The following is a 21,987-nucleotide window of genomic DNA, read 5'->3' on the forward strand; positions in this document are numbered from 1 at the left end:
GATTGGGAGATCTGATGGGCATCGGAAATGACGGATTCAGCTATTCGTCGTCGGTGGAGGGCAGCAACAGGGTGTGCCTGTACTTCTATACGCAACGCCTCGATGCCAGCTACTTAGGCTATCGTGCCTACGGTCTTCAGTTGCGTTGCCTCTCGGAATAAACGGGCACGCGTGCCCGCAGTGGGGCAATGGGCTGGAGCTACTCTAATTTAGATACCCCTACATGGCTCCATTTATGAGGCCGGGTGGCCTGTTCATCTTTCGCTTAAGCGGGTCGAAGCCTGCGGGTGCACTCAACGAGCATCGCGAGTTGCGGGCCTCCCGCGGGGGGAGGCTTTCGGCCCGCGCGGCTCTGCGAGCCGCAGAAACTCAACCAACAAATCAGCCCAAACCACGACCAAAGGTTCAGCCCAATTCTATCGGTTTCGGGCTGCGCGCTCCGGGGGTGGGCCGAAGGCCCAGCGCGCACGCCCGGCGACCATAAAGGGTCGCGACAGTTTCGCCCAAACCACCGCCCACTCCACAAACGAAATCTCTTGGAGCTCGTCCTTGCGTGCTATTTCGTTCTTAACCTAAGTTCGCCGCCAGCGGAGAGCAGCAACGAGCTCCGATGAGTTGCAGTCCGCCGCTGGCGGCGAATTGCGCGGCTCAAAGAGCCGCAAGTGTTCAGCCTAACTCACCACCCAAATCTCTTGGGTTCGACCTGTCGCCCATTCACCGTCCCATTCTCGAATGTTCGTTCTCGGCGCACCCCCCTCGCGCCGCTAATGCGTCGCTCTCGCCGAGGACGGCGGTTCAAAGAACCGCGCTACTCGCTCTCGGCCCAGTTCTCTGCCCTGTGTCTACCTCATTGCGGCTCCGCTTTCGCTCCGCCACGTTTCCGTCGCCCGCGGCAATTCTTGCCGGATTGGCTCACCGCCAACCGGCAGAATATGCCCCCTTAAGCAGGCGGGCGACGGTTTTTGCGCGCCGTTCTTTGTTCGCGCGCCTCGCCTTAAAAGGGAAATCGTCAAAACGCGCAAGCGCATTTTGACGATTTCCCTTTTAAGGCGAGGCGCGCGGTCGAGCTTCGACCCGCCTGAAACTGCCCTCGGGCCGGGCAGGCCCCGCGTGCCCGCGGCGGGCAAATGGCAGCCGCTACCCCACGAAATGGAACCAGGCAAAGCTCCGCTATTTCTTCGTGTTGAAGCGGTTCATGGCGCGGTCGGGGCCTTCGGTCACCCACGACAGGATCGCATCGGCACAACGATCGGTCAGCTCCGGCAGAGCGGCACGCTCTTCCGACGTCCAATGACCGAGCACGTAGTCTACTTGCTGGCCTCGCGCAAAGTCGCCGCCGATCCCGAACCGCAAACGACCGTAATCCGGGCCGCCGACGCACTCGGCGATGCTCTTCAACCCGTTGTGGCCGCCGTCCGAGCCGTTTTTTCGGATCCGAAGGTGGCCGAACGGAAGGGCGATATCGTCCACGACGACAAAAACGCGTTCCAACGGAATCCGCTCGTGCTGCATCCAGTAGCGGACGGCTTTGCCGCTCAGGTTCATGTAGGTCGAGGGCTTCAGCACGATGAGCTCCTGGCCGCGGTGACGAACGACGGCGACGGAACCGTAGCGGTCGGAGGTAAAGGGGGCGCCGGAGCGTGCGGCAAGGGTGTCGGCGACAAGGAAGCCGGCATTATGACGGGTGTCGGCGTACTCGGAGCCGATGTTGCCCAGGCCGACGATCAGGTATTTCATAAGGTGGTTCTCGTTTTCGGTGTGGTGCAAAGGTAGCGTTTCGAGGGGTTGTCCGCAACTCCGGAGGGGGCGCGGCGGAGCACGAAAAAGCGGTTTTCTGCCCGGCCAGATGCCTGGGCAGAAAACCGCTCGATGGTTCGATGGCTTCGCGCGTGTGCAATACGCGCCGGGCAATCGCAAAGACTACTTCGCAGCAGCGGCGGCAGCCTGAGCACCGCGGGCTGCACGGGTCATCCGCACGGCACAGATCGCGGTCGTCGCCGGGGTCAGAATCTCCAAGCCGGGGATGTGCAGGTCGCCGACGAAGATCGATTTCCCGAGCCCGAGTTCGGTCACGTCCACTTCAACCGTATCGGGCAGGTCTTTCACCAAAGCGGATACGCGCAGTTTGCGTTTGCTGAGGGCGAGTTTACCCCCCTGTTTCACCCCTTCGGAGTTCCCGGTGAGCACCACGGGCAGGTCGACTGCCACGGGTTTCTTTTCGTCCACGCGGAAGAAGTCGACGTGCAGCACGTCGCCGCTCACGGGATGGAACTGAACTTCGCGCATGACGGCTTTTTCTTTTTTCCCGTCGATGTCGAATTCGATAATATAAGAATGCGGGGTGTAAATGAGCTGTTTGAACTCAGTGGCAGGCACGGCGAAGTGTACGGTGTCCCCGCCGCCATAAATCACGCAGGGTACGTTCCCTGCCCGGCGCACTGCGTTGGTTCCTTTTTTGCCGAATTCGGTGCGGGATGCACCTTTGATCTCGATCGTTTTCATCTCTCTGATGGTCTTTAGGTTATGAAAATCGTTTGTTCTTCGACGCTACTCAGTCGATGCCCGGCAATGAGCATCGCCCCCATCACGTCGGTGTCGCGGCCCAGGGCCGAAACGGGGACAAAGGTAGTAATTTTTTCTTGTTTCCTATAATATTCTTTGTGCCGGATGGAACCGTACCTTTCTTGAAAGAAAGGTACCCAAAGAACTTTCGTGATAGCTACACTATGCCTTAGGCTCCGCAGTCCTCAGTCTTCGAGATTTACCTTGGGTCGGGGCAACGGCGCGCTAATGCGAGTTAAACCCTATGCGCGCCGTTTGCTCCCGGCCCAAAGAAGAGTCCAAGAATCGGGCCGCCGGCAGCCCATGGAAAACGAAGTTTTCCCGAAAGTCTTTTTGGTTCTTTTTCTGAAGAAAAAGAACAGTTCGAGCCGGGGCAATGAATATGATAGAAACAAGAAACTATTACCGCCTGAGCTTGGCGCGCAGCAGGCCGGTGACTAGCCGGACGAAATTACGCATCCCGCGGGACGAAAAATAGAGCGCGACGCCGCTCAAAATCCCGTACAACAACGGAATTATCACGGCACGGGTCAGCCAGCCGCCCCAGGTGTCGGCCGACGGAAGCCAGCCCTGGACGAGAATCGTTTCCGAAACCAACCAGACGAAGACGAGAATCGAGAGGTATTTCAGCAGGGTCAGCCAGTACTCTCGCGAGGATTCGCGGAAACCGCGCCGATAAAGGAAGTAGGGCTTCCAGAAGAGGACGAAAAGGCCGGTGCTCAGCAGCGTCCCCGCCACGACGCCCGAGACGCCGTAACGCCAACAGGCCCAAAACGAAAGGATGAGGTTCAGGGCTGCCTCGGTCCAGGCGGCCCACACGTCGTGGTAGAGGCCGTAGGCGTTCAGAAAGTACTGGGGGGTCTGGCGGATCAGGCCGATGAAGAGGGTCGCCACGAGCATCAGAACCACCGGCGAAGAGAAAAGGGCGTAACGGCCGGCCGGAAGCCACAGGGAGATGAACGGATTGACGAGTTCGTAAAATGAGAAGGAGAGGGTGCCGCCGATCCAGAAGTACATGGCGTTGAACTGCCAGAAGACGAGCTTGATTTTCGACCGGTCGCCTTCGACGACGAGGTTCCCGACGCCGGCGTAGCTGTTGTTGAGCGCGCCGCCGATAAAGGAGGTCAGGCGGCCGATCATCATCGAGTAGTTGGTGTAGTACGAGACCATGGACTGGGAGATGAGCTGGCCGAGGACGATGACGTCGGACTGGTAGAGCACGAGGCTGGCGATGCGGTGGGAGAAAATCCGTCGGGTGGTGGCGAAGACGGAGCGGTATTTCCGCACGGCGGAGCGACCCTGGCGCAGAGAGGAGCGAAGCCACGGATAGATGCGCCGCAGGGCGGATTCGAGCCAAACGGCGTACACGACGCCGAAGAGGAGTTCAACGGCGAGCCAGGTGAGGTAGCCGGCGGGGGTCCACCGCAGGAGGGCCATCTGGAGGAGCACTTTGGCGAGCAGCGAGAGGTTGAAGATCCGGGTCACGACGTATCCCCGCTGGTCGGCCATCAGGAGGTTCTGTTTGTAGTTGAGCAGGTAGCTCATCAGGGTGGTGGCCAGGAAGGTGAGGTAGGCGGCGTAGATGGTGCCGAGGGGGATGCCTTCGGCGACGGCGCGGGCGAAGACCCACGGGATAAAGGCGGCGAAGGTGAGCCCGAGCAGGGTGATGGCGAGGCCGACGAGGCGGAAGAGCCAGCCGAGGAGCGAGACGAGTTCGGTGATTTGTGTCCGGTCGCGCCGGTAGAGGGGGTCGTAGAGCACTTGGGCGACGGCGACGGCGATCCCGAGGTCGGCGAGGTTCAGAAAGCCGATGTAGCTCATCACGGAGGAGGTCAGGCCGACGAATTGGGTGCCGAGCTCTTCGAGAAAGATGCGCCGCGAGAAGAAGTTGAGGGCCAGCACCAACAGGTAGAACGCGACGGAGACGCGGGCGTTTTTGAAGCTGTATGCGAGGCGTGACATGGCGGCCGGAAGGATATCAGGGGGAGTGACGAACGAGGGCCTCGGGTGGCGAGGGGGGCTCGTTCGCGGGACAAAGATAGGCAAAATGGGCGGTTGTAGATTGCCTGGGGTAGACAAGGCCCTCTTTCGAGTGCCGAGCGGCACCGCCCCGGGCTACCGCGGCGCAGGCTCGGGCGAGCCGGGCGGTATCGGCCACCTCGGCTATAGCTGGTTGTCTACGTCCTGCGATTCAGACGATTACTACTGTGGCCTATGCTTGTACTTCTACGCGACGAGAATCCACCCCGGCAACACGGCGGGCCGTGCCTACGCTCTTCAGTTGCGTTGCCTCTCGGAATAAACGGGCAGGAGTACCCCGCCCCGGGCGGACGCGGGGACGCCGAAGGAGGCTTGTGGCACATCGGTAACATCGGTAACGGTTGGTCGTCCTCAAATAACAGAACCGATGGCATGCACTTGGGCTTCAGCACGCAGGGCCTCGGCCCCAGCAGCTCGTACAGCCGTGCCTCCGGTCTTCAGTTGCGCTGCCTCTCGGAATAAACGGGAGGGAGAACCCCGCCCCGGGCTTCCGCAACGCAGGATCGGGCGCGCCGAACAGTGTCGGCAACCACGGATTCAACTACTCCTCCGGCACAAAAAGCAACAGCGGTTTGGATTTGAATTTCAGTGCAACTGGTCTCTATCCTGATGCCACAGGAAACCGTGGCTTCGGTCTTCAGTTGCGTTGCCTCTCGGAATAAACGCACCCACAGGGTGTTTTACTGCCAGCCTCTACCCCAAACACACGGCAGCCTCGCCCCATCTACCACTCCGGTCAACCCATCGTGTTGAACCGGACGCTCGCTTTCACGATCGCCAGGGCGCGGATGGCCGATAACGGAATCTCGATCGGGGCGTGGTGGGGATTATAACTCACCAACAGGGCACGATCCGGAGAGCCTTCGACCCGATTCAGGTATTTCACCGTGGTGTACTGCTCGTCGTCGTAGGCGAACGAGATCAGATACATCTCACCCCAAATGATGTTGGTGCAGTCCCGAACCTGTTTGTAAACCACCATGTCGCCGGCCTTGAGCAAAGGGTACATCGAGTCGCCGCGCATCTTGACGGCGCCGTCGCAGCGAGGCAGTTCGGGGATCGACAAGTAGGCTGAAACGGGGGTGCGGCCTTCGAAAAGGGGTTCGAGACCGGTCGCGGCTTCGAAGTCGTAGAGCGGGATCCGACGGTCGTCGTCCCCCGTGCAAAGCCGGGACGAAAGAACGTAGGGCCGTTCGGGCTCTTCGAGCCGGGGAATGTGGTAACCGCCCATGTCGTAAGAGACGCCGCGGGAGGAGGGTGGGGTCAGCATCGGGCCCTGATCCATGATGAGCCAGTCGAGGCTGAGGTCGGGAAATTTATTGATGATTATCTTAACCTTGTCGGCGCCGAGACTGCGGCCGCTGTCGAGAAATCCGATCGAAAATCCGGTGAGGGTATAGAATTTATTTTTGCTGATTCCTTTTTCTTTCAGATAGGCCTTCAGTTTTTCTTTTTCCGTCATGGGGATTTACTTTATTGTCGAAATATTGATAATTATCACTATTTCGCATTGACTTTTATTATAAAATCAGGATAAAGGTAGAAATATTTAAATAAAAAACAAATCGAATGCGGTTTGAGATTGAAATAATTTAACCTGACGACTCGATGGCATCCTGCGGCACGAAAGAGGCCAAAAATCGAGCGGGTTACGGGTTGGCAATCGAGGGTTCTGCGCGCTGAGCGAGGCGGCTTTCTCGGCGACGCCCCCGGATTCTCCGAAAAAAACGCTATTTTTGTAGTTTGAAGTAAAAACGTTCGTTCTCATCTTGTTCGTCTTGACGCAGAGAGCAAAACGCGGGTACAGACGGAAGAAGCGACATTGCCTGATGGGGATGGAGGCGGCCATTGAAGCCGAGGCGGGCCGGTTTGAGCACCACTCGCCTGGTACCCCGCCCCGGGCGGACGCGGAATTACGGCGGGAGAGATGTGGAGTGTCGGTCACTACGGGTACAGTTGGTTGACAGCACCATCCGGAACAAAGGGAATATATTTGGATTTCGGAATGGAGTGGCTGCGACCGGACAACTCGAACTGTCGGGGCAACGGTTTTCAGTTGCGCTGCCTCTCGGAATAAACGGGGCGTGTGTTTACGGGGAGTAATTTTGCGTAAAGGGGCCCGATTCGAGTGCCGAGGGCGCGCCCCGGGCTTCCGCGATGCGGGAAACAAGTGGCGGTTGGGAGAGCTGGTGAGTGTCGGACTCGACGGCTACTGTTGGTCTTCCGAAGAGTACGATGTCGGCGCCATGGACTTGAGTTTCAACATGTCGTGGCTTGCTCCGGGAGTCGTGAATCTCCGGGGCCACGGTCTTCAGTTGCGCTGCCTCTCGGAATAAACGGGGGTACCGCTCGCGGGGGGCAAGGGGCTGGGACTACCCTACTCTCTTGGACGGGCGGAGCCAGCGTGGGCCCAACGAGCATCGCGAAGTGGCGGCTCTACGCCGGGGGTGGCTCCGGACCGCGCGACCCGTTGGGTCGCAGGAGCTCGGCCTGTTTCTGTTGGGTTCGTCCTCGGGCGCACCCCCACGCGCCGCTAATGCGTCGCTCTCGCCGAGGACGGCGATTCCTCGCGGAATCGTGCTATTCGCTCTTAGCCTATAGCAATTCGCCGCCAGCGGGGAGTGCAACGAGCTCCGACGAGTTGCAGTCCGCCGCGCGGGGTGGCGGCGAACTGCGCGGCTCAAAGAGCCGCAAGAGCTCAGCCTAACTTACCGCCCTGTCTTTCGGTTTCGGGCTGCGCGCTCCGGGGGTGGGCCGAAAGCTCAGCGCGCAGGCCCGGCGGTTCGCAGAACCGCAGAAGCAACGCCTTTTTCAGTCAAGTTCAGCCTTGTCGCCCGATCGGGCCGAAGCCTGCGGGGCCCAAAGCAACGTCAGTTGCGGGCCTCCGCGGCGGGAGGCTTCGGCCCGCGCGGCTCTACGAGCCGCAGGAGCTCGGCCCAAAGCACTGCCCCGTGTGCGCCTCACTGCGGCTCCGCTGTCGCTCCGCCGCACTTGCCACGGGTGATTGTCGAGCTCTGTTCCGCGCGCCTGGGAAATCTTGTCAAAACGCGCAAGCGCATTTTGACGATTTTCCTATTTAGGCGGGGCGCGCGGTCGAGCTTTGACCCGCCTCAAACTGTTCTCTTTGTGAACAACGAGAACCAGAAAACCGACGCTGCCAGCGAGCGCAATGCAAACGTAGTTTGCAAATTGCCGAGCGGCGAGGAGGAACCGAGTAGCGTTCCGAGAGCAGAGACCGTTTACGGGCTATGCCGAGGTAGCACGAGGAAGCCGAAGGCAACGCGAAGCCAAACTTTAGACGGATGCTTGCGCATCCTCAAACTGCCGACAGCCCAACCCTGTGTCCGCGCGACTCACCAAGACGAACTGCTTACGAAACGAAAAACACACTGAGACTTTCCGAAAAATGGGAAAAATCGTCGCTTTAGCCAACCAAAAAGGAGGGGTCGGGAAAACCACCTCGTCGATCAACCTCGCCGCGTCGCTCGCGGTACTCGAAAAACGGGTGCTGCTCGTCGATGCGGATCCGCAGGCAAACTCAACTTCCGGACTCGGATTCGAAACGACCGGAACGGTCAACATCTACACGGCGCTCGCCGGAGAAAACGACCTGAAACAGGCGATGCTCGGCTCGGACGAGTTGCCGGGGCTCACCCTCGTGCCGTCGAACATCAACCTCGTCGGGGCGGAAACCGAACTGGCGCAGACAGAAGGGGGGCAGTTCCGACTCAAATCGCTGCTGGAGGAGGTCAAAAACGACTACGACTTCGTAATCATCGACTGCTCGCCATCGCTCGGGATGCTGACGCTCAACGCGCTGATCGCGGCCGACAGTGTCATTATCCCGGTACAGTGCGAGTATTTCGCCCTCGAGGGGATCGGCAAGCTGCTCAATACCATCAAGATGGTCAAGGCGGGACTCAATCCGGCGCTGGAGATCGAGGGCTTCCTGCTGACGATGTACGACTCGCGGCTGAGGCTGGCCAACCAGGTGGTGGGCGAGGTGAGGAACCACTTCGGACACCTGGTGTTCGACACGATCATCCAGCGAAATACGCGGCTCAGCGAGTCGCCCAGTTACGGGAAACCGGTCATCACCTACGACGCGGCGAGCAGCGGAAGCGCCAACTACCTGAACCTCGCCCGCGAGTTCCTGCGCCGAAACGGCGGGGCCGATTAACGCGCACACCTTTTCATTCCGATCACACCTATTACTATATATAGTAGATGAAACCCAAAACCACAGGGCTCGGCAAAGGGCTCGGCGCCATCTTCGAAATCGAAGACCTCAATATACCGAAACAGACGGCGGCCTCAAGGCGCGACAACACGGTCGCGGACTTGCAGATCGACCGGATCATTCCCAACCCGGGACAGCCGCGGACGGTGTTCGACGAAACGGCTCTCGAAGAGCTGGCGCAGTCGATCGCGCGGCTGGGGGTCATTCAGCCGATCACGGTCAAGCGGATCGAACCGGCGGACGATAACAAGGGGGCGGCGGAGTACATGATCATCAGCGGCGAACGGCGGTTCCGCGCGTCGCAGATGGCGGGGCTGGAGACGATTCCGGCGTATGTCAGAGAGGCGAACGATCAGACGCTGCTGGAGATGGCGCTGGTCGAAAATATCCAGCGCGAAGACCTGGGGGCGATCGAGGTGGCGTTGTCGCTGCAACGGCTGATCGACGAGTGCGCGCTGACGCAGGAGATTCTGGCGGAACGGGTCGGCAAAAAACGGTCGACGATCGCCAACTACATCCGGCTGCTCAAGCTGCCGGCGCAGGTGCAGAGCGCGCTGAACAACGATATGATCAGTATGGGGCATGCGCGGGCGCTGCTGGCGCTGGGTTCGGAACGACAACAGCTGGCGTTGCTGGCTCGGATCGTCAAGGGGCACCTCTCGGTGCGGCAGACGGAACAGGCGGTGCAGGGGGCACTCCAGCCTGCGGAAAAACGGACCAAGGGCGCTCAGGCGGGGGCGGAATATCCGGCGTGCTATGCGCGGCTGGTGGAGGGGCTCGAACCGCTGCTGGGGAGCCGCATTGCGGTCAAACGAAAAACGACGGCGGCTAAAAACGGGGAGACGATGTTTTCGGGTCGGATCACGATCGATTTCGACTCGGACGAACAGGTCGAACAGATCGTCGCCCGGCTCGAAAAGCTGGGGCTCGGGGAGGGGGACGCGAAGAGGGGGTGAGGCTGGGAGTGGAAATGCGTGAGCATTTCCACTCCCTCCGGTGCGTCCGTTGGGCATTTTGTTAGGGTTGTCTTGACCTTATTGGCTAGCGCGCGGACAAAGCATAGGGCGAGGAATTGGGCTGAGGCTGCCATTTGCCCACCGCGGGCACGCGGGGCCTGCCCGGCCTGAGGGCAGTACCCTCCTGTAGCCAAAGACGCGCGCCCCGCCTAAAGAAGCGATTCAACTATTTCGATGGTGAGCCGAAATAGTTGAATCGCGCAAGGCGCGCGAAAACGCGGCGGAGCGAAAGCGGAGCCGCAGTGAGGCGGACACGGGGCAGTGCTTTGGGGCGAGAGCGAATAGCGCGATTCCGTGAGGAATCGCCGTCCTCGGCGAGAGCGTCGCATCAGCGGCGCGTGGGGGGCGCGCCGAGGACGAACTTCTGAGAAAGAGGCGGTGACTGGGAGGATAGCTTTTGTGGGCCGGGTGCCCGGGAGGTGCTGTCAAGGGGTAGAGGCAGCCAGTAGAAGACGCTGTGTGTCCCGCCCGTGGGGAGGCGTCCCGCCCGCGCGGTTCTGCGAACCGCAGTAAACGCAAACAGAGGTAAAGGTGGCCAGTTGTTTGGGGTAACTTTAGGGTCGAGGCTGTCCGGTTCGAGTGCCGCCCTCTTATTCCGAGAGGCAACGCAACGGAAAACCGTGGCCGCGATTGTGCGCGATGCTGGGGATGAGGCCCTGCGTGTTGAAGTCCAAATACCGCACCGTGACGTCGTCCGTCACCGGCGTACACGACCAACTGTACCCGTAGTTGCCGACGCCCCTTGCTATGCCCTCCCAGCCCGCGCGACCGAAGTCGCGGTAGCCCGGGGCGGTGTCGCCCTCCCCCGTTTATTCCGAGAGGCAACGCAACTGAAAACCGTAGGCGCGGCTGTCCGCGCGGCCGGGGAGCAGGTACGTCACGTCGAAAGTCAAGTACACGCCGCTCGTCCCGCTAAAGGAGGAAGACCAACTGAACCCGTGGTTGCCGTTGCTCTTCTGAGCGCCCGAAGAGTGCTCGCGGAAGCCCGGGGCGGGGACGCTCGGCGCGCGAAAGCTGGCCGCCTCGGCTCAAGGCGCCTATAAACCGAGCCCGCGGAAACGGCCTGAAGGCAACCGGACAAAAGGCAACCGGACAAAAAGAACCTAACAAACTAAAAAACAAACCTATATCATGCTGCGTGTGTTTGCATATCCTTTCGGTCGGCTGAGCGTTCGGGCTTTGCTGTGGGGATTCGTGTGGTTCGGCGGCTGCGGAGCGACGGCGGCACAAGCCTCGGCCGGAGCGGCGGACAGTACCGCGATCACCGCACGAGACCGGCGGCGGATCGAAAAGGCGGAGGCCAAAGCACAGCGGCTCGCCGAAAAACGGCGCATGCGGCAAGACCTGACCATCGACCAACGCAAACAGCTCAACGAACGCGTCAAAGAGATGGACGGGATCGCTGTCGGACAGCACGTCCGCATCTCGGGCGGAGCCAAAGGATCGCCGTTCGATCCCGAAACCGACAGCTTGTTCAGGAGAGGGCGGTATATCCGCACCACACTGCGACCCGACAGCGCGTTGATCCGCGCAGCGGGATTCGACAGCATTCCGGCTTTCCGGACGGCGGCGGACACGCTCATCGCCAGCCGGTTCAGCGACTCGCTGCTGGTGCAATACGTGACCGACTCGACTTTGTGGAAAGCCCCCTTCCGGATCGCGGGGCTCACCTATCCGGAAGCGGACAGCACACAGTCCGGCGCGGCGGGAGGAGGGAAAGACGGGAGCGGAGGGCTGCTCTCGGCAGAAGACTCGGCCCGGCTCTTCAAACCCCGCTTCCGGATTACGCAAGACACCATTTCGGCGGGGAGACACACCCTCTTCTCGGCCATTGCACCGGGATTCGGGCAGATATACAACCGGCAGGCGTGGAAACTGCCGATCCTCTATGGCGGCGTGGGGGGATTTCTGGCCGGCGGGTTCGTCTTCCACAACCGATACAAAACCTACAAGGCGGAGTACGACCGCGCGGTGGACTTGCGGCTGCCCCCGGACATACAGCGGCGGGCGAAGACGCAGATGCGGAACGCGGGGAGCGGGCAGACGCTGATGTTTGCCATGGCGGGGGCGACGTATCTCTACTTCGTGGCCGACGCGGTCTTCAACTACCGCGGGCCGGTCGACCCGGTGCGGAAGGCGACCACGCTGGCGGCGGTATTTCCCGGGATGGGGTTCGTCTACACCAAAACCTACTGGCGGCTGCCGATCTACTACGGCGGGTTTATCGCCCTGGCCACGGTGATCGACTACAACAACCGGAACTACCAGCGGTACAAGACGGCATACGACGCGCTGACGGACGGAAACCCCTCGACGGTGGACGAGTTCAACGGCCGCTACTCGCCGGAGATCCTCTCGCGCGTGAGGAGCGCTTACCGGAGGGACCGCGACCTGGCGATCATCGGCATGGCGGCGGCTTATCTGCTCAGTATCGTGGACACCTATGTGATCGCTTCGCTCAAAAACTGGGACGTGGACGAGAACCTCTCGGTGAGGGTCGAGCCCACGATGATCGACAGCCGCTTCAACGGACGGCCGGTCAGTCCGGCGCAGGGGACGGCATACGGGCTGGCGCTGAGCTTCCGGTTCTGAGAGGGACGACGACGAAAAATTGACTAACCAACCATATCATGCGAAAATTCCGACTCACAACCGATGGGGGATATCGATGGGGGGGGCTTTCTCTCTGCCTCTTCGGGGCGATGCTGGCGCTGCTCGCCGCGAGCCCGCTGAGGGGGAGGGCGCAGACGGGAGATACCCGCGCGTTCGGCCGGCTGGCGCTCCGCGGGACGGGGGCGAGTACCTACGACTCGCTGCTGGCCAACTTCAAACACCGGAACATCGTCGAATCGTACGACAAGTTCGTGAACGAGTTCATCGACGTCGACCTCGACCACGTGGACATGCGGGGGGCGCTGCCGGACGAGGTCTATGCCGAACGGCTCAAGATGATGGCCACCGAGGTGCAGCTGCCCTATAACGACATCGTCAAGAAGTATATCCTCACCTACACCCGCCGCGGGGGGACGATGGAACGGGTGCTGGGGCTCGCACAGTACTACTTCCCGATCTTCGAGGAGGCGTTGTACCGCTACAAACTGCCGATGGAGCTCAAAATGCTGCCGGTGATCGAATCGGCGCTGGTGCCGAGGGCCCAGTCGCGCGCGGCGGCGGTGGGACTCTGGCAGTTCATGCTCCGAACGGGGAAGGCGTACGGACTGGAGATCAACACGTTCGTGGACGAACGCAGCGACCCGGTCAAATCGACCGAGGCGGCGTGCCGCTACCTGAAGGACATGTACCGGATGTACGGTGACTGGACGCTGGTGATCGCGGCCTACAACTGCGGGCCGGGGAACGTCAACAAGGCGATGGAGCGTTTCCGGACGGCGCACGGGGGACGCAACGCGGCGACGTACTGGGACTTGTACGAGTACCTGCCGCGCGAGACGAGGGGCTACATCCCGGCGTTCATCGCGGCGACATACGCCTATACGTACTACAAGGCGCACAACCTGAGGCCGACGGTGCCGTGGCATCCGGTGGCGACGGATACGGTGCAGATCGACCGCATGCTCCATCTGGAACAGGTGGCTTCGACGCTCGACATCCCGATCGAGGTGCTCCGGGGGCTCAACCCGCAGTATATCATCGATGTGGTGCCGGCCAAGGCGCAGCCGTACACGCTGACGCTGCCGCAGGAGTACGCTTCGTCGTTCGTGCGCAACAGCCGCTCGATCTACGGAAAGGATACGCTCTACTTGGCGAAGTACCTGAACATCAGCAATCTGTCGGACGAACAGCTGACGGCGACGACGTCGCGAAACCAGTCGGCGGCTTCGTCGGGCAGCAGGGGAAGCGGTACGAAGATCACTTACAAGGTCAAAAGCGGGGATATCCTCGGGCGGATCGCGGCGAAATACAATGTCACGGTGAGCCAGCTCATGAGCTGGAACAACATCAAGAACGCCAAAACGCTCCGACCGGGACAGACGCTGGTCATCTACCGGAAATAACCGCTCTTTCATTCATCAATCGTTTTTCTGTCCTCTCTGTTTCGTTGGGCTGGAGGGAACCGTACCTTTTCTGAAGAAAAGGTACCCAAAAGACTTTTGGAGGATGCTTACGCATCCTAAAGCTGCCGGCGGCCCAAATCTCGGACTCTTCTTTGGGCCGGGAGTTGTAGCGCGCTAAAGGTTTAGCTCGTATTAAGCGCGCTACAACCCCGACCCAAAAGCAGTCGCGAAACATGAGGACTGCGGAGCCTGAGGAGTAGCGTAGCTATCACGAAAGTTCTTTGCGTCGCTTTCTTTCAACCGACGCTGCCAGCGAGCGTAATGCAAACGCAGTTTGCAAATTACCGAGCGGCGAGGAGGAAGGCGAAGCCAACAAGCGGCAGTTCCAGCTAACATCAATGAAAATAGAGGCGTACGGAAAATCGAATTATTAAAAGAAGATTATGTACAGAAGAAGCTTTTTAGATATCGCATCGCTGCGGCGCGAAGAGATCGACGGACTCGTTCGGCTCGCGGCGCGGCTCAAGGCGCAGAAACGGGCCGGAAACGAAGAACGGTACCTGACGGGGAAAAACATCGTGCTGCTCTTTGCCAAGGACTCGACCCGGACGCGCTGTTCGTTCGAGGTCGGGGCGCACGACCAGGGGGCGGCGGTGACCTACATCGGCGCGAGCGGCTCGCAGATGGGCAAAAAGGAGTCGATCCGTGACACGGCGCGGGTGCTGGGGCGGATGTACGACGGGATCGAATACCGGGGCTACGGGCAGGAGATCGTGGAGACGCTGGCCGAGTATTCGGGTGTTCCGGTCTGGAACGGGCTGACGAACGAGTGTCACCCGACGCAGTTTTTGGCCGACCTGCTCACCATGATCGAGCACTGCGACAAGCCGTTGGAGGAGATCAAGGTCTGCTTCGCGGGGACGGCGGACAACAATGTCGCGCGTTCGCTGATGGCGGGATGTACCAAGATGGGGATGATCTTTTCGGCGGCGGCGCCGAAGGCGTACCATCCGGATGCGGCGTTCGTCGAGAAGCTCCGCCGAGAAGAGGGGGCGCGGATTACGATTACGGAGGAGGTCGCCGAGGCGGTCGAGGGGGCGGATTTCATCTACACGGACGTGTGGGTGTCGATGGGCGAGCCGACGGAGGTGTGGGAGGAACGGATCCGGCAACTGCTTCCGTATCAGGTCAATCGGCGGATGATGGAGTTGACGGGGAATCCGAAGTGTCAGTTCCTGCACTGTCTGCCGGCGTTCCACGACCTGGAGACGACGGTCGGGCAGGAGATTTTCCAGCAATACGGGCTGCGGGAGATGGAGGTGACGGACGAGGTGTTCGAGTCTGCGGCTTCGCTGGTCTTCGACGAGGCGGAAAACCGGCTCCACACGATCAAGGCGGTGATGGTGGCGACGCTGTCACAGCAGCCGGAGACGTCGTTTTAGGCCGAAGTTCTCCGCGTTCCATGCCACGGCGGTCGGCCGTTATCGTTTTCAGCCGACCGCGCGGGCAAAGGGTTGGGCCGAGGCAGCTGGAGGATGCGAAGCATCCGTCGAAAGTTTTTTTGGTTCTTTTTGTTCACAAAAAGAACAGTACCCTCCAGGGAGAGTACCAGACCGCGCGCGACTGCTGGAATAGGAAATCATTCAAAGCGTCTTGCGCTTTGAATAAGATTTCCGCCAGCGCGCGGACAAAGAATTGGGGGTAGAGGCGGCCGCAGCGAAACGTAGTTTCGCCTGTCCACGGGACGTGGGGCCCGCGCGGCCCGAGCGCAGTACCCTCAAACTAAAACGCGCGCCGCCGCCTAAAGAAGCGATTCAACTATTTCGGGTAGCCGAATATAGATGAATCGCGCAGGCGCGCGAAAACGCGGCGGAGCGACAGCGGAGCCGCAGTGAGGCGCACACGGGGCGGAGAACTGGGGCGAGCTTTGGGCTTTGCCTGTTCTTCGGGCGCGAAAACCGTAATCGGTTTTCGCGCCGCGCTGGGCCGAGCATGGGGACGAGCTTTGGGCTGGAATTTGGGGTAAGAGCGAGTAGCTAAGTCCCCGTGGCAACGGTCGGCCCGCAGCCCCCGGATGCGGAGGGGACGCACAGCGTCTTTTACTGGCCGCCTCGGCCTTAATATTCGTTCTCCGCTGGCTGCGGCCGAAAATGAATGGAATGTGCTTTTACGGTTCATAGAACCGCCGGCCTTGTCGCCCAGCGGCGAAGCCGCTCGGGGGGTGGGCGACAGGCCGAACTCGATAGAAAGTTGTTGCGACCTTTAGTGGTGCGGGGGAGACGCGCTGGGCTTTCGGCCCACCCCCGGAGCGCGCAGCCCGAAACCGACAGACATGATCAGTAAATGGGGCTGAGCTCTTGCGACCCTTTGGGTCGCGCGGGCCGAAGCCTCCGACCGCGGAGGGACGCACAGCGTCTTTTGCTGGCAGCCTCTACCCTACGGTTTAAACCAAGAGCGAATAGCGCGATTCGCAGAATCGCCGTCCTCGGCGAGGGCGTCGCTTTAGCGGCGCGTGGGGGGCGCGCCGAGGACGAAGCTCATAGCAAAGAGGCCGTGCTCTTGCGACCCAAAGGGTCGCCGGGCTTGCGGCGGGGCATCTTTGATGCCCGGGCCGGACGCCTGCCCACGGGCGGCCCGCAACACGCCGCTTGCGCGTCGAGAGTTGTCGTTCCTCCCGGGCGTCTGACCCGCTTCGGTTGACCGTGAATAAGGTATTGCCAAACGGGTCGAAGCCTGCGGGGCCTAAAGCAACGTCAGTTGCGGGCCTCCGCGGCGGGAGGCTTCGGCCCGCGCGGTTCTTTGAGCCGCAGGGATGCATTCAAAACGCAATTAGGGTAACTCCAGCCCTTTGTCTCCCGCGGGCCCGCGGCCCGTTTATTCCGAGAGGCAACGCAACTGAAAACCGTAGGCGCGGTAGTACGCGTTGCTGGGATAGAGCCACGTCACGTAGAAACCCAAGCTCATGCCACCGGTACCGCTGACCGTGGAAGCCCAGCTGCAACCGTAGCTGCCGACGTTGCTCAGCGCGCCCGTATCCCGACTGCGATAGCCCGGGGCGGGACGCTTACAAAACAATATCGGGACGTCGTCCCGCGACCGACTCAAAAACAATACTATGCAGGTCGACATCATCACCACAGCCGCCGAAGTCACTCCGGAACGAGTCCGGGGACGGAACGTCGCCGTTATCGACGTCTTCCGCGCCACCTCCGTCATCGTCACCGCACTCGGAAACGGAGCCAGAGAGATCATTCCCGTCACCGGCGTCGAAGAGAGCTTCCGGCTCCGAGACCAAATCGAACAGGCACACCGCACGGCCGGTGATCCGGGCCCCGTGCTGCTCGGCGGAGAACGAAACACCGTGATTATCGACGGATTCGACCTCGACAACTCCCCCCTGAGGTACACCCCCGAAGCGGTGCGGGACGCCACCATCGTCATGAGCACCACCAACGGCACACGCGCCGTGAACTGCGCCAGAGGGCTCGCCGACGAAATCTATATCGCCGCCCTGCTCAACGCCGACGCCGTCGCCAGGCGGTTGGGAGAACTCGAGAAAGACGTCGCTCTCGTCTGCTCCGGACGCCACGACCGGTTCACCATCGAAGACAGCTTGTGCGCCGGCATGATGGCACGCTATTTGAACCTTCGGTATGCGTACGAGCTCAGCGACATCGCCTGGTGGTGCGCCGATGTCTACGGACGCTACGAAGACGACCTGCAAGGCGCGCTCGACCACTGCCTGCACTACCACACCATCCGAGAGCGGTGGGGAGCGGACATCGCCTGGTGCCTCAGGCGGAACGAACTGGAGATCGTACCCAAACTTTACGAACCGGAAGGAGGTATACGACTATGACACACCAACCCAATCAGGACGACCGCAGCCGGCTGGTCGTCATCAAACGCTACACCACGCCGCAGGAGGCCTGGCTCGACGCCGACCTGCTCCGCAGCCGGGGAATCGAATGCGAAGTGGACGGGGCCACGGGCGGAGGCGTGCTGCCGTTCATTCAGGGACAAGTCAGCCTGATCGTGCCGCGCGCCGTGGCATCCGAAGCGGTGCGGATCGTGCCCGGGGCGGCATGGCAGGAGGAGGATTAGCGGATGGCAGAGAGTCGCGAACAACAGATACTCGACGCGCTGGCTGCGCAGGGCAACCTGCGCAGCCTCTGTACGTTACGGAGCGTCGGAACCTATATTTACGAAGGGGGGCGGGAGTACTACAACCTCTCGTCGAACGACTACCTGGGGCTGGCCGAGCCGGCGTTGCAGAACCGGTTTCTGCTGGAGACGGATGTCGAGCGGTTTCTACTCGGGAATCCGGCGTCGCGCTTGATGACGGGGAACAGCCCGGCTTACGAGGCGCTCGAAACGGCGGTGGCCGATCGGTTGGGGACGGAGCGGGCACTGGTCTTGGGGTCGGGATTCGCCGTCAATACGGGGGTGCTGCCGGCGGTGACGGAGCGCGGAGACCTCGTGCTGGCGGACAAGCTGGTGCATGCCAGCCTGATCGACGGGCTGAGGCTCTGCGGAGCGGGGGTCGAGTGGCGCAGGTTTCGGCACAACGACATGGAGCACCTCGAAGCGATGCTCGCGGCGGCGACGGCAGCCGAGGCGCAGCGCGGCCACGGGGGGCGGATTATCGTCGTCACGGAGAGCCTGTTCAGCATGGACGGCGACTTCGCGCCGCTGGCGGAGCTGGCGGAGCTGCAACACCGGTACGGGTTCCGGCTCTACTTGGACGAGGCGCACGCGTTCGGGGTCTACGGGCCTGAGGACGAAAGGTGTGGGGCGGGCTTGCTGGCGGCCTACAACGCGGGACGGCCGGAACACCTTTTGCGGGCGGACTACCACGTGGTGACGTTTGGCAAGGCGCTGGCGTCGCAGGGGGCGGCGGTGGGGTGCTCGGATGAGACCAAACGGCTGCTGGTCAACCGTATGCGGCCGCTGATCTTCTCGACGGCGCTGCCGGACATCTCGCTGGAGTGGACGCGGTTTCTGCTGGGGCTGATGCCGGAGCTCGCGCCGCGGAGGAAGCGAATTCGGGAGCTTATCGCACTGGTCAACACGATTTTAGAGCCGGAGACTCCGTACGAGTCGCAAATCGTTCCCATTCCGGCGGGGAGCAACGAACGGGCGCTGGCCATGGCCGAGGCGTTGAAGGCAGAGGGGTTTTGGGCGACGGCGATCCGCCATCCGACGGTGCCGGAGGGAGAGGCGCGGCTGCGGGTGTCGCTCTGCGCGGGCCACACGCCGTATAAAATCGAACAATTCGCCACATTATGCAGGCAGTTTGGATAAATTCGCGGCCGGAGATGCGGAGCGAGCGGGGGGTGATCGTCTTCGCGGCGGGATGGGCGGGGTCGGACGAACTGGTGAGGCACCTCGCGTTGCCGCAAGGATACGACTTGCTGTGTCTCTTCGACTACCGCAGCCTCCCTGCTGCGGCAGAGGCCCGCGAACTCTATGCACAAATAGCGCCTTACCGGCACAAACACCTGATCGCCTGGTCGTTCGGCGTGTGGGCGGCGGAGCGGATTTTCGGCGGGGCGGATTGGACTTGGGACGGGGCGGTGGCGGTCAACGGGACGCCGCTGCCGGTGCACGACACCTACGGGATTCCGGTGCGGGCCTTCGCGGTGACCGTCCGGAGCATCGAGGGGGCGGGGACGGGGCGCTTTCTGGAGCGGATGTGCGGCACGCCGGAGACGCTGCGGGAGTACTATAAACACCGCTCGACCAGAGGATTGGAGGAGATCGGCGAGGAGCTGCGGCGGCTGCGGGACGGGACGGCGGGTGCGGCGGCGGGTGCGGCGGTGCCGCATGCGGGCTTCTGGACGGAGGCGGTGGCGGGGACGGAAGATGCAATTTTCCCGCCGGAAAACATGATGCGCTACTGGACGGAGGCGGGGGTGCGGGTGACGGTCGGGGAGGGGATGCCGCACTATCCGCTGGCCGACGGGGAGTTCCTGAAGCATTCGATTCATGAAGCACGATAAAGAGTTATTACAGAGGCGGTTCGCACGAAATCTGGCGACCTACGAGACGGGGGCGGTCGTGCAGCGGACGATCGCGGAGCGGCTGGCCGGCCGGCTGGCGGAACGGATACCGGCCGAGGCGGTGCGGCGGGGGGTCGAGATCGGCGCGGGGACGGGATTTCTGACGCGGCGGCTGGTCGCGCTTTTCCCGGGGGCGGCGTGGACGGCGAACGATCTGGTGCCGGAGAGCGGGCGTTTTCTGCCGCCGGAGGTCGCTTTCGAAGCGGGCGACGGCGAACATTTCCCGTTCGGCGAGGCGCGCTACGACCTGATCGCGACGGCGTCGACGGTGCAGTGGTTCGACGACCTGCCGACTTTCGCGGCTCGCGCGGCACGAGGACTGCGGCGGGGCGGACTCCTGGCGGTGGGGACGTTCGGCCCGGAAAACTTCCGCGAAATCACGGCGACAACGGGGCTGGGGCTCGAATATTATTCGCTGTCGGAGCTCTCCGAAATCTTCATCTCCAATCACTTACAAATCACCGACCGGGAGGAGCGGATCGAGCCGGTGCCCTACCCGACTCCGCTCGACGTGCTGCGCCACCTGCGGCGGACGGGGGTCAACGCGGTGGCGGCGGAGCGGTGGACGCGGGGGCGGCTGCGGCGGTTCGACGCGGATTACCGCGCGGTGTGTGCCGGGGCTGCCGAAAGCGCGGCGGAGGGGGTGACTTTGACTTTTCATCCGACGATCATCATCGCACAAAAACCATGAGACCATTTTCATCCGGCGTCTACTTCGTGAGCGGCATCGACACCGATGCGGGGAAAAGCTACGCCACGGGGCTGTTGGCGCGTCGCCTGGCCGAGGAGCAGGGGGCGCGGGTCATCACCCAGAAATTCGTCCAGACGGGCAACACGGGCCTCTCGGAGGACATCGAACTGCACCGGCGGCTGATGGGGATTCCGTTGCAGGAGGTGGATCTCGACGGGACGACGGCTCCGCTGATCTACCGTTTTCCGGCCTCGCCGCACTTAGCGGCGGCGCTGGAGGGGCGCGCGGTGGAGACGGCGCGGATCGACGCTTCGACAGAGCGGCTGCGGGGGCTCTACGACATCGTGCTGGTCGAGGGGGCGGGAGGGCTGGCGGTGCCGCTGGCTCCGTTCTCGGCGGCGGAGGGGGAGTATCTCACGATGGACTATGTGGCGGAACGGCGGCTGCCGTTGCTTTTCGTGACGTCGGCGAAGCTGGGGAGCCTGAATCACACGCTGTTGAGTTTCGAGGCTTGCCGGGCGCGGGGGATCGAGGTGGCGGGGGTGCTCTGGAATCTCTGTCCGGCGGGCGACCCGGTCATCGCGGCGGATACGCGGGCGTACATCGCTGATTACTTGCGGGTTTACTGGCCTGCGGCGCAGCTGATCGACATTCCGGCGCTCTGAGGGGTCGGTCTGTTTTCGCGTGTCGGCGGCGCGCCCCGGGCTACCGCGATGCGGGTAATGAGGGCTGTTTTGGAGCACTCGTCACTACGGGTACGGTCGGATCGGTGTGGTCTGCTTCAACGGAGGAGGGTTGTGGTTTTTACATGGATTTCCACATGAGGTACTTCTATTCGGGCCGTGCTCTCTATCGTGCCTACGGTTTTCAGTTGCGTTGCCTCTCGGAATAAACGGGTCGTGTGTTTACGGGGAGTAAGTTAGCGTAAAGGCGGCCAGCAAAACGCCCTGTCGGCGGCCCGCCCCGGGCAACCGCTATAGCCATATGGGAACTTTGTACTACAACGGAAATTACGGTTATAGTTATTCGTGCTCAACCAACGAAACTAACGGCATGTTCTTGGACTTCAACACGCAGGAGCTCAACTCCAGCGGCGGGTACGACCGGGCTCACGGTCTTCAGTTGCGTTGCCTCTCGGAATAAACGGGGCGGAAGCGTCTTTTACTGGCCGTGTCTACACCAAATGGAGACCGAGGCAGGTCGATTGCCTGGGGGTAGAGGGACCATTGGGGCAGAGAAAAGCCGGTTCGAATGCCGATCGGCACCGCCCCGGGCTACCGCGAAAGAACTACGGGCGAGCTAATGAGTCTCGGCAAGCATGGGTTCAGTTGGTCTTCCGAAACGAACGGGATGCACGGTG

Annotated in this window: 21 protein-coding genes; 16 read left to right on the top strand and 5 right to left on the bottom strand. The window is 61.7% G+C overall.

Going from position 1 to position 21,987, the window contains the following annotated elements; all coding sequences use genetic code 11:
* Positions 1-1,170: 1,170 nt before the first annotated feature.
* The 3 genes from pth to ACTO3O_RS08535 form a co-directional block, all read right to left on the bottom strand.
* Positions 1,171-1,737 carry an aminoacyl-tRNA hydrolase gene (gene pth, locus ACTO3O_RS08525; RefSeq protein WP_297829758.1) on the bottom strand — a complete coding sequence of 189 codons (567 nt, stop codon included), beginning with the start codon at positions 1,735-1,737 and terminating at the stop codon, positions 1,171-1,173.
* Between the two features lie 183 nt (positions 1,738-1,920).
* Positions 1,921-2,502, bottom strand: coding sequence for a 50S ribosomal protein L25/general stress protein Ctc (locus ACTO3O_RS08530; RefSeq protein ID WP_294593319.1), 582 nt, complete (start codon positions 2,500-2,502; stop codon positions 1,921-1,923).
* 462 nt (positions 2,503-2,964) lie between these two features.
* Positions 2,965-4,524, bottom strand: coding sequence for a lipopolysaccharide biosynthesis protein (locus ACTO3O_RS08535; protein WP_297829756.1), 1,560 nt, complete (start codon positions 4,522-4,524; stop codon positions 2,965-2,967).
* A gap of 130 nt (positions 4,525-4,654) precedes the next feature.
* On the opposite strand from ACTO3O_RS08535, the gene ACTO3O_RS08540 reads away from it, so the two are divergent.
* On the top strand, positions 4,655-4,864 hold the full coding sequence (locus tag ACTO3O_RS08540) for a hypothetical protein (RefSeq protein ID WP_297829754.1): 210 nt from the start codon (positions 4,655-4,657) through the stop codon (positions 4,862-4,864).
* A 474-nt stretch (positions 4,865-5,338) separates the two neighbouring features.
* Here ACTO3O_RS08540 and ACTO3O_RS08545 read toward each other — a convergent pair whose 3' ends face one another.
* Entirely contained in the window at positions 5,339-6,064 is a 726-nt protein-coding gene (locus ACTO3O_RS08545) for a S24 family peptidase (protein ID WP_294594929.1), read from the bottom strand.
* A 465-nt stretch (positions 6,065-6,529) separates the two neighbouring features.
* Between ACTO3O_RS08545 and ACTO3O_RS08550 the strand changes: the two genes are divergently transcribed.
* The 7 genes from ACTO3O_RS08550 to argF all read left to right on the top strand — a co-directional run bounded on the left by ACTO3O_RS08550 (position 6,530) and on the right by argF (position 15,316).
* On the top strand, positions 6,530-6,679 hold the full coding sequence (locus ACTO3O_RS08550) for a hypothetical protein (protein ID WP_297829750.1): 150 nt from the start codon (positions 6,530-6,532) through the stop codon (positions 6,677-6,679).
* A gap of 100 nt (positions 6,680-6,779) precedes the next feature.
* Positions 6,780-6,938 carry a hypothetical protein gene (locus tag ACTO3O_RS08555; RefSeq protein WP_298080867.1) on the top strand — a complete coding sequence of 53 codons (159 nt, stop codon included), beginning with the start codon at positions 6,780-6,782 and terminating at the stop codon, positions 6,936-6,938.
* A gap of 1,070 nt (positions 6,939-8,008) precedes the next feature.
* Positions 8,009-8,782, top strand: a complete 774-nt coding sequence (locus tag ACTO3O_RS08560; RefSeq protein ID WP_294594893.1) for a ParA family protein — start codon at positions 8,009-8,011, stop codon at positions 8,780-8,782.
* A gap of 47 nt (positions 8,783-8,829) precedes the next feature.
* A complete protein-coding gene (locus tag ACTO3O_RS08565) occupies positions 8,830-9,798 on the top strand; it encodes a ParB/RepB/Spo0J family partition protein (RefSeq protein WP_297829746.1) in 969 nt (322 codons plus the stop codon).
* A 1,200-nt stretch (positions 9,799-10,998) separates the two neighbouring features.
* A complete protein-coding gene (locus tag ACTO3O_RS08570; protein WP_482596698.1) occupies positions 10,999-12,450 on the top strand; it encodes a DUF5683 domain-containing protein in 1,452 nt (483 codons plus the stop codon).
* A gap of 38 nt (positions 12,451-12,488) precedes the next feature.
* Positions 12,489-13,874, top strand: a complete 1,386-nt coding sequence (locus ACTO3O_RS08575) for a lytic transglycosylase domain-containing protein (RefSeq protein ID WP_297829742.1) — start codon at positions 12,489-12,491, stop codon at positions 13,872-13,874.
* A gap of 443 nt (positions 13,875-14,317) precedes the next feature.
* A complete protein-coding gene (gene argF / locus ACTO3O_RS08580) occupies positions 14,318-15,316 on the top strand; it encodes an ornithine carbamoyltransferase (protein WP_298080869.1) in 999 nt (332 codons plus the stop codon).
* Between the two features lie 1,432 nt (positions 15,317-16,748).
* Here argF and ACTO3O_RS08585 read toward each other — a convergent pair.
* Positions 16,749-16,985, bottom strand: coding sequence for a hypothetical protein (locus ACTO3O_RS08585; protein ID WP_298081259.1), 237 nt, complete (start codon positions 16,983-16,985; stop codon positions 16,749-16,751).
* Positions 16,986-16,989: 4 nt separating this feature from the next.
* Here ACTO3O_RS08585 and ACTO3O_RS08590 point away from each other — a divergent pair, with 4 nt between their 5' ends.
* From ACTO3O_RS08590 to ACTO3O_RS08625, 8 genes are all read left to right on the top strand, one after another.
* Positions 16,990-17,733, top strand: a complete 744-nt coding sequence (locus ACTO3O_RS08590; protein ID WP_297832222.1) for a 2-phosphosulfolactate phosphatase — start codon at positions 16,990-16,992, stop codon at positions 17,731-17,733.
* Positions 17,730-17,978, top strand: coding sequence for a hypothetical protein (locus ACTO3O_RS08595; protein WP_297832225.1), 249 nt, complete (start codon positions 17,730-17,732; stop codon positions 17,976-17,978). Before ACTO3O_RS08590 ends, ACTO3O_RS08595 begins: the two co-directional genes overlap by 4 nt.
* A 3-nt stretch (positions 17,979-17,981) precedes the next feature.
* Entirely contained in the window at positions 17,982-19,178 is a 1,197-nt protein-coding gene (locus tag ACTO3O_RS08600) for an aminotransferase class I/II-fold pyridoxal phosphate-dependent enzyme (protein WP_297832228.1), read from the top strand.
* Positions 19,160-19,876 (top strand): pimeloyl-ACP methyl esterase BioG family protein, encoded by a 717-nt coding sequence (locus ACTO3O_RS08605; RefSeq protein WP_482596700.1) that lies wholly within the window; start codon positions 19,160-19,162, stop codon positions 19,874-19,876. The genes ACTO3O_RS08600 and ACTO3O_RS08605 overlap by 19 nt, the downstream gene beginning before the upstream one ends.
* The gene (locus tag ACTO3O_RS08610) at positions 19,863-20,627 is read left to right on the top strand and encodes a methyltransferase domain-containing protein (RefSeq protein WP_297832233.1); all 765 of its coding nucleotides are present in this window, start codon (positions 19,863-19,865) and stop codon (positions 20,625-20,627) included. The genes ACTO3O_RS08605 and ACTO3O_RS08610 overlap by 14 nt, the downstream gene beginning before the upstream one ends.
* Positions 20,624-21,292 carry a dethiobiotin synthase gene (bioD, locus tag ACTO3O_RS08615; protein WP_297832236.1) on the top strand — a complete coding sequence of 223 codons (669 nt, stop codon included), beginning with the start codon at positions 20,624-20,626 and terminating at the stop codon, positions 21,290-21,292. Before ACTO3O_RS08610 ends, bioD begins: the two co-directional genes overlap by 4 nt.
* A 104-nt stretch (positions 21,293-21,396) precedes the next feature.
* Positions 21,397-21,519, top strand: a complete 123-nt coding sequence (locus ACTO3O_RS08620; protein ID WP_297628302.1) for a hypothetical protein — start codon at positions 21,397-21,399, stop codon at positions 21,517-21,519.
* Positions 21,520-21,611: 92 nt separating this feature from the next.
* Entirely contained in the window at positions 21,612-21,770 is a 159-nt protein-coding gene (locus ACTO3O_RS08625) for a hypothetical protein (RefSeq protein ID WP_297627461.1), read from the top strand.
* Positions 21,771-21,987: the final 217 nt, after the last annotated feature.

This window comes from Rikenella sp. (assembly GCF_056799795.1).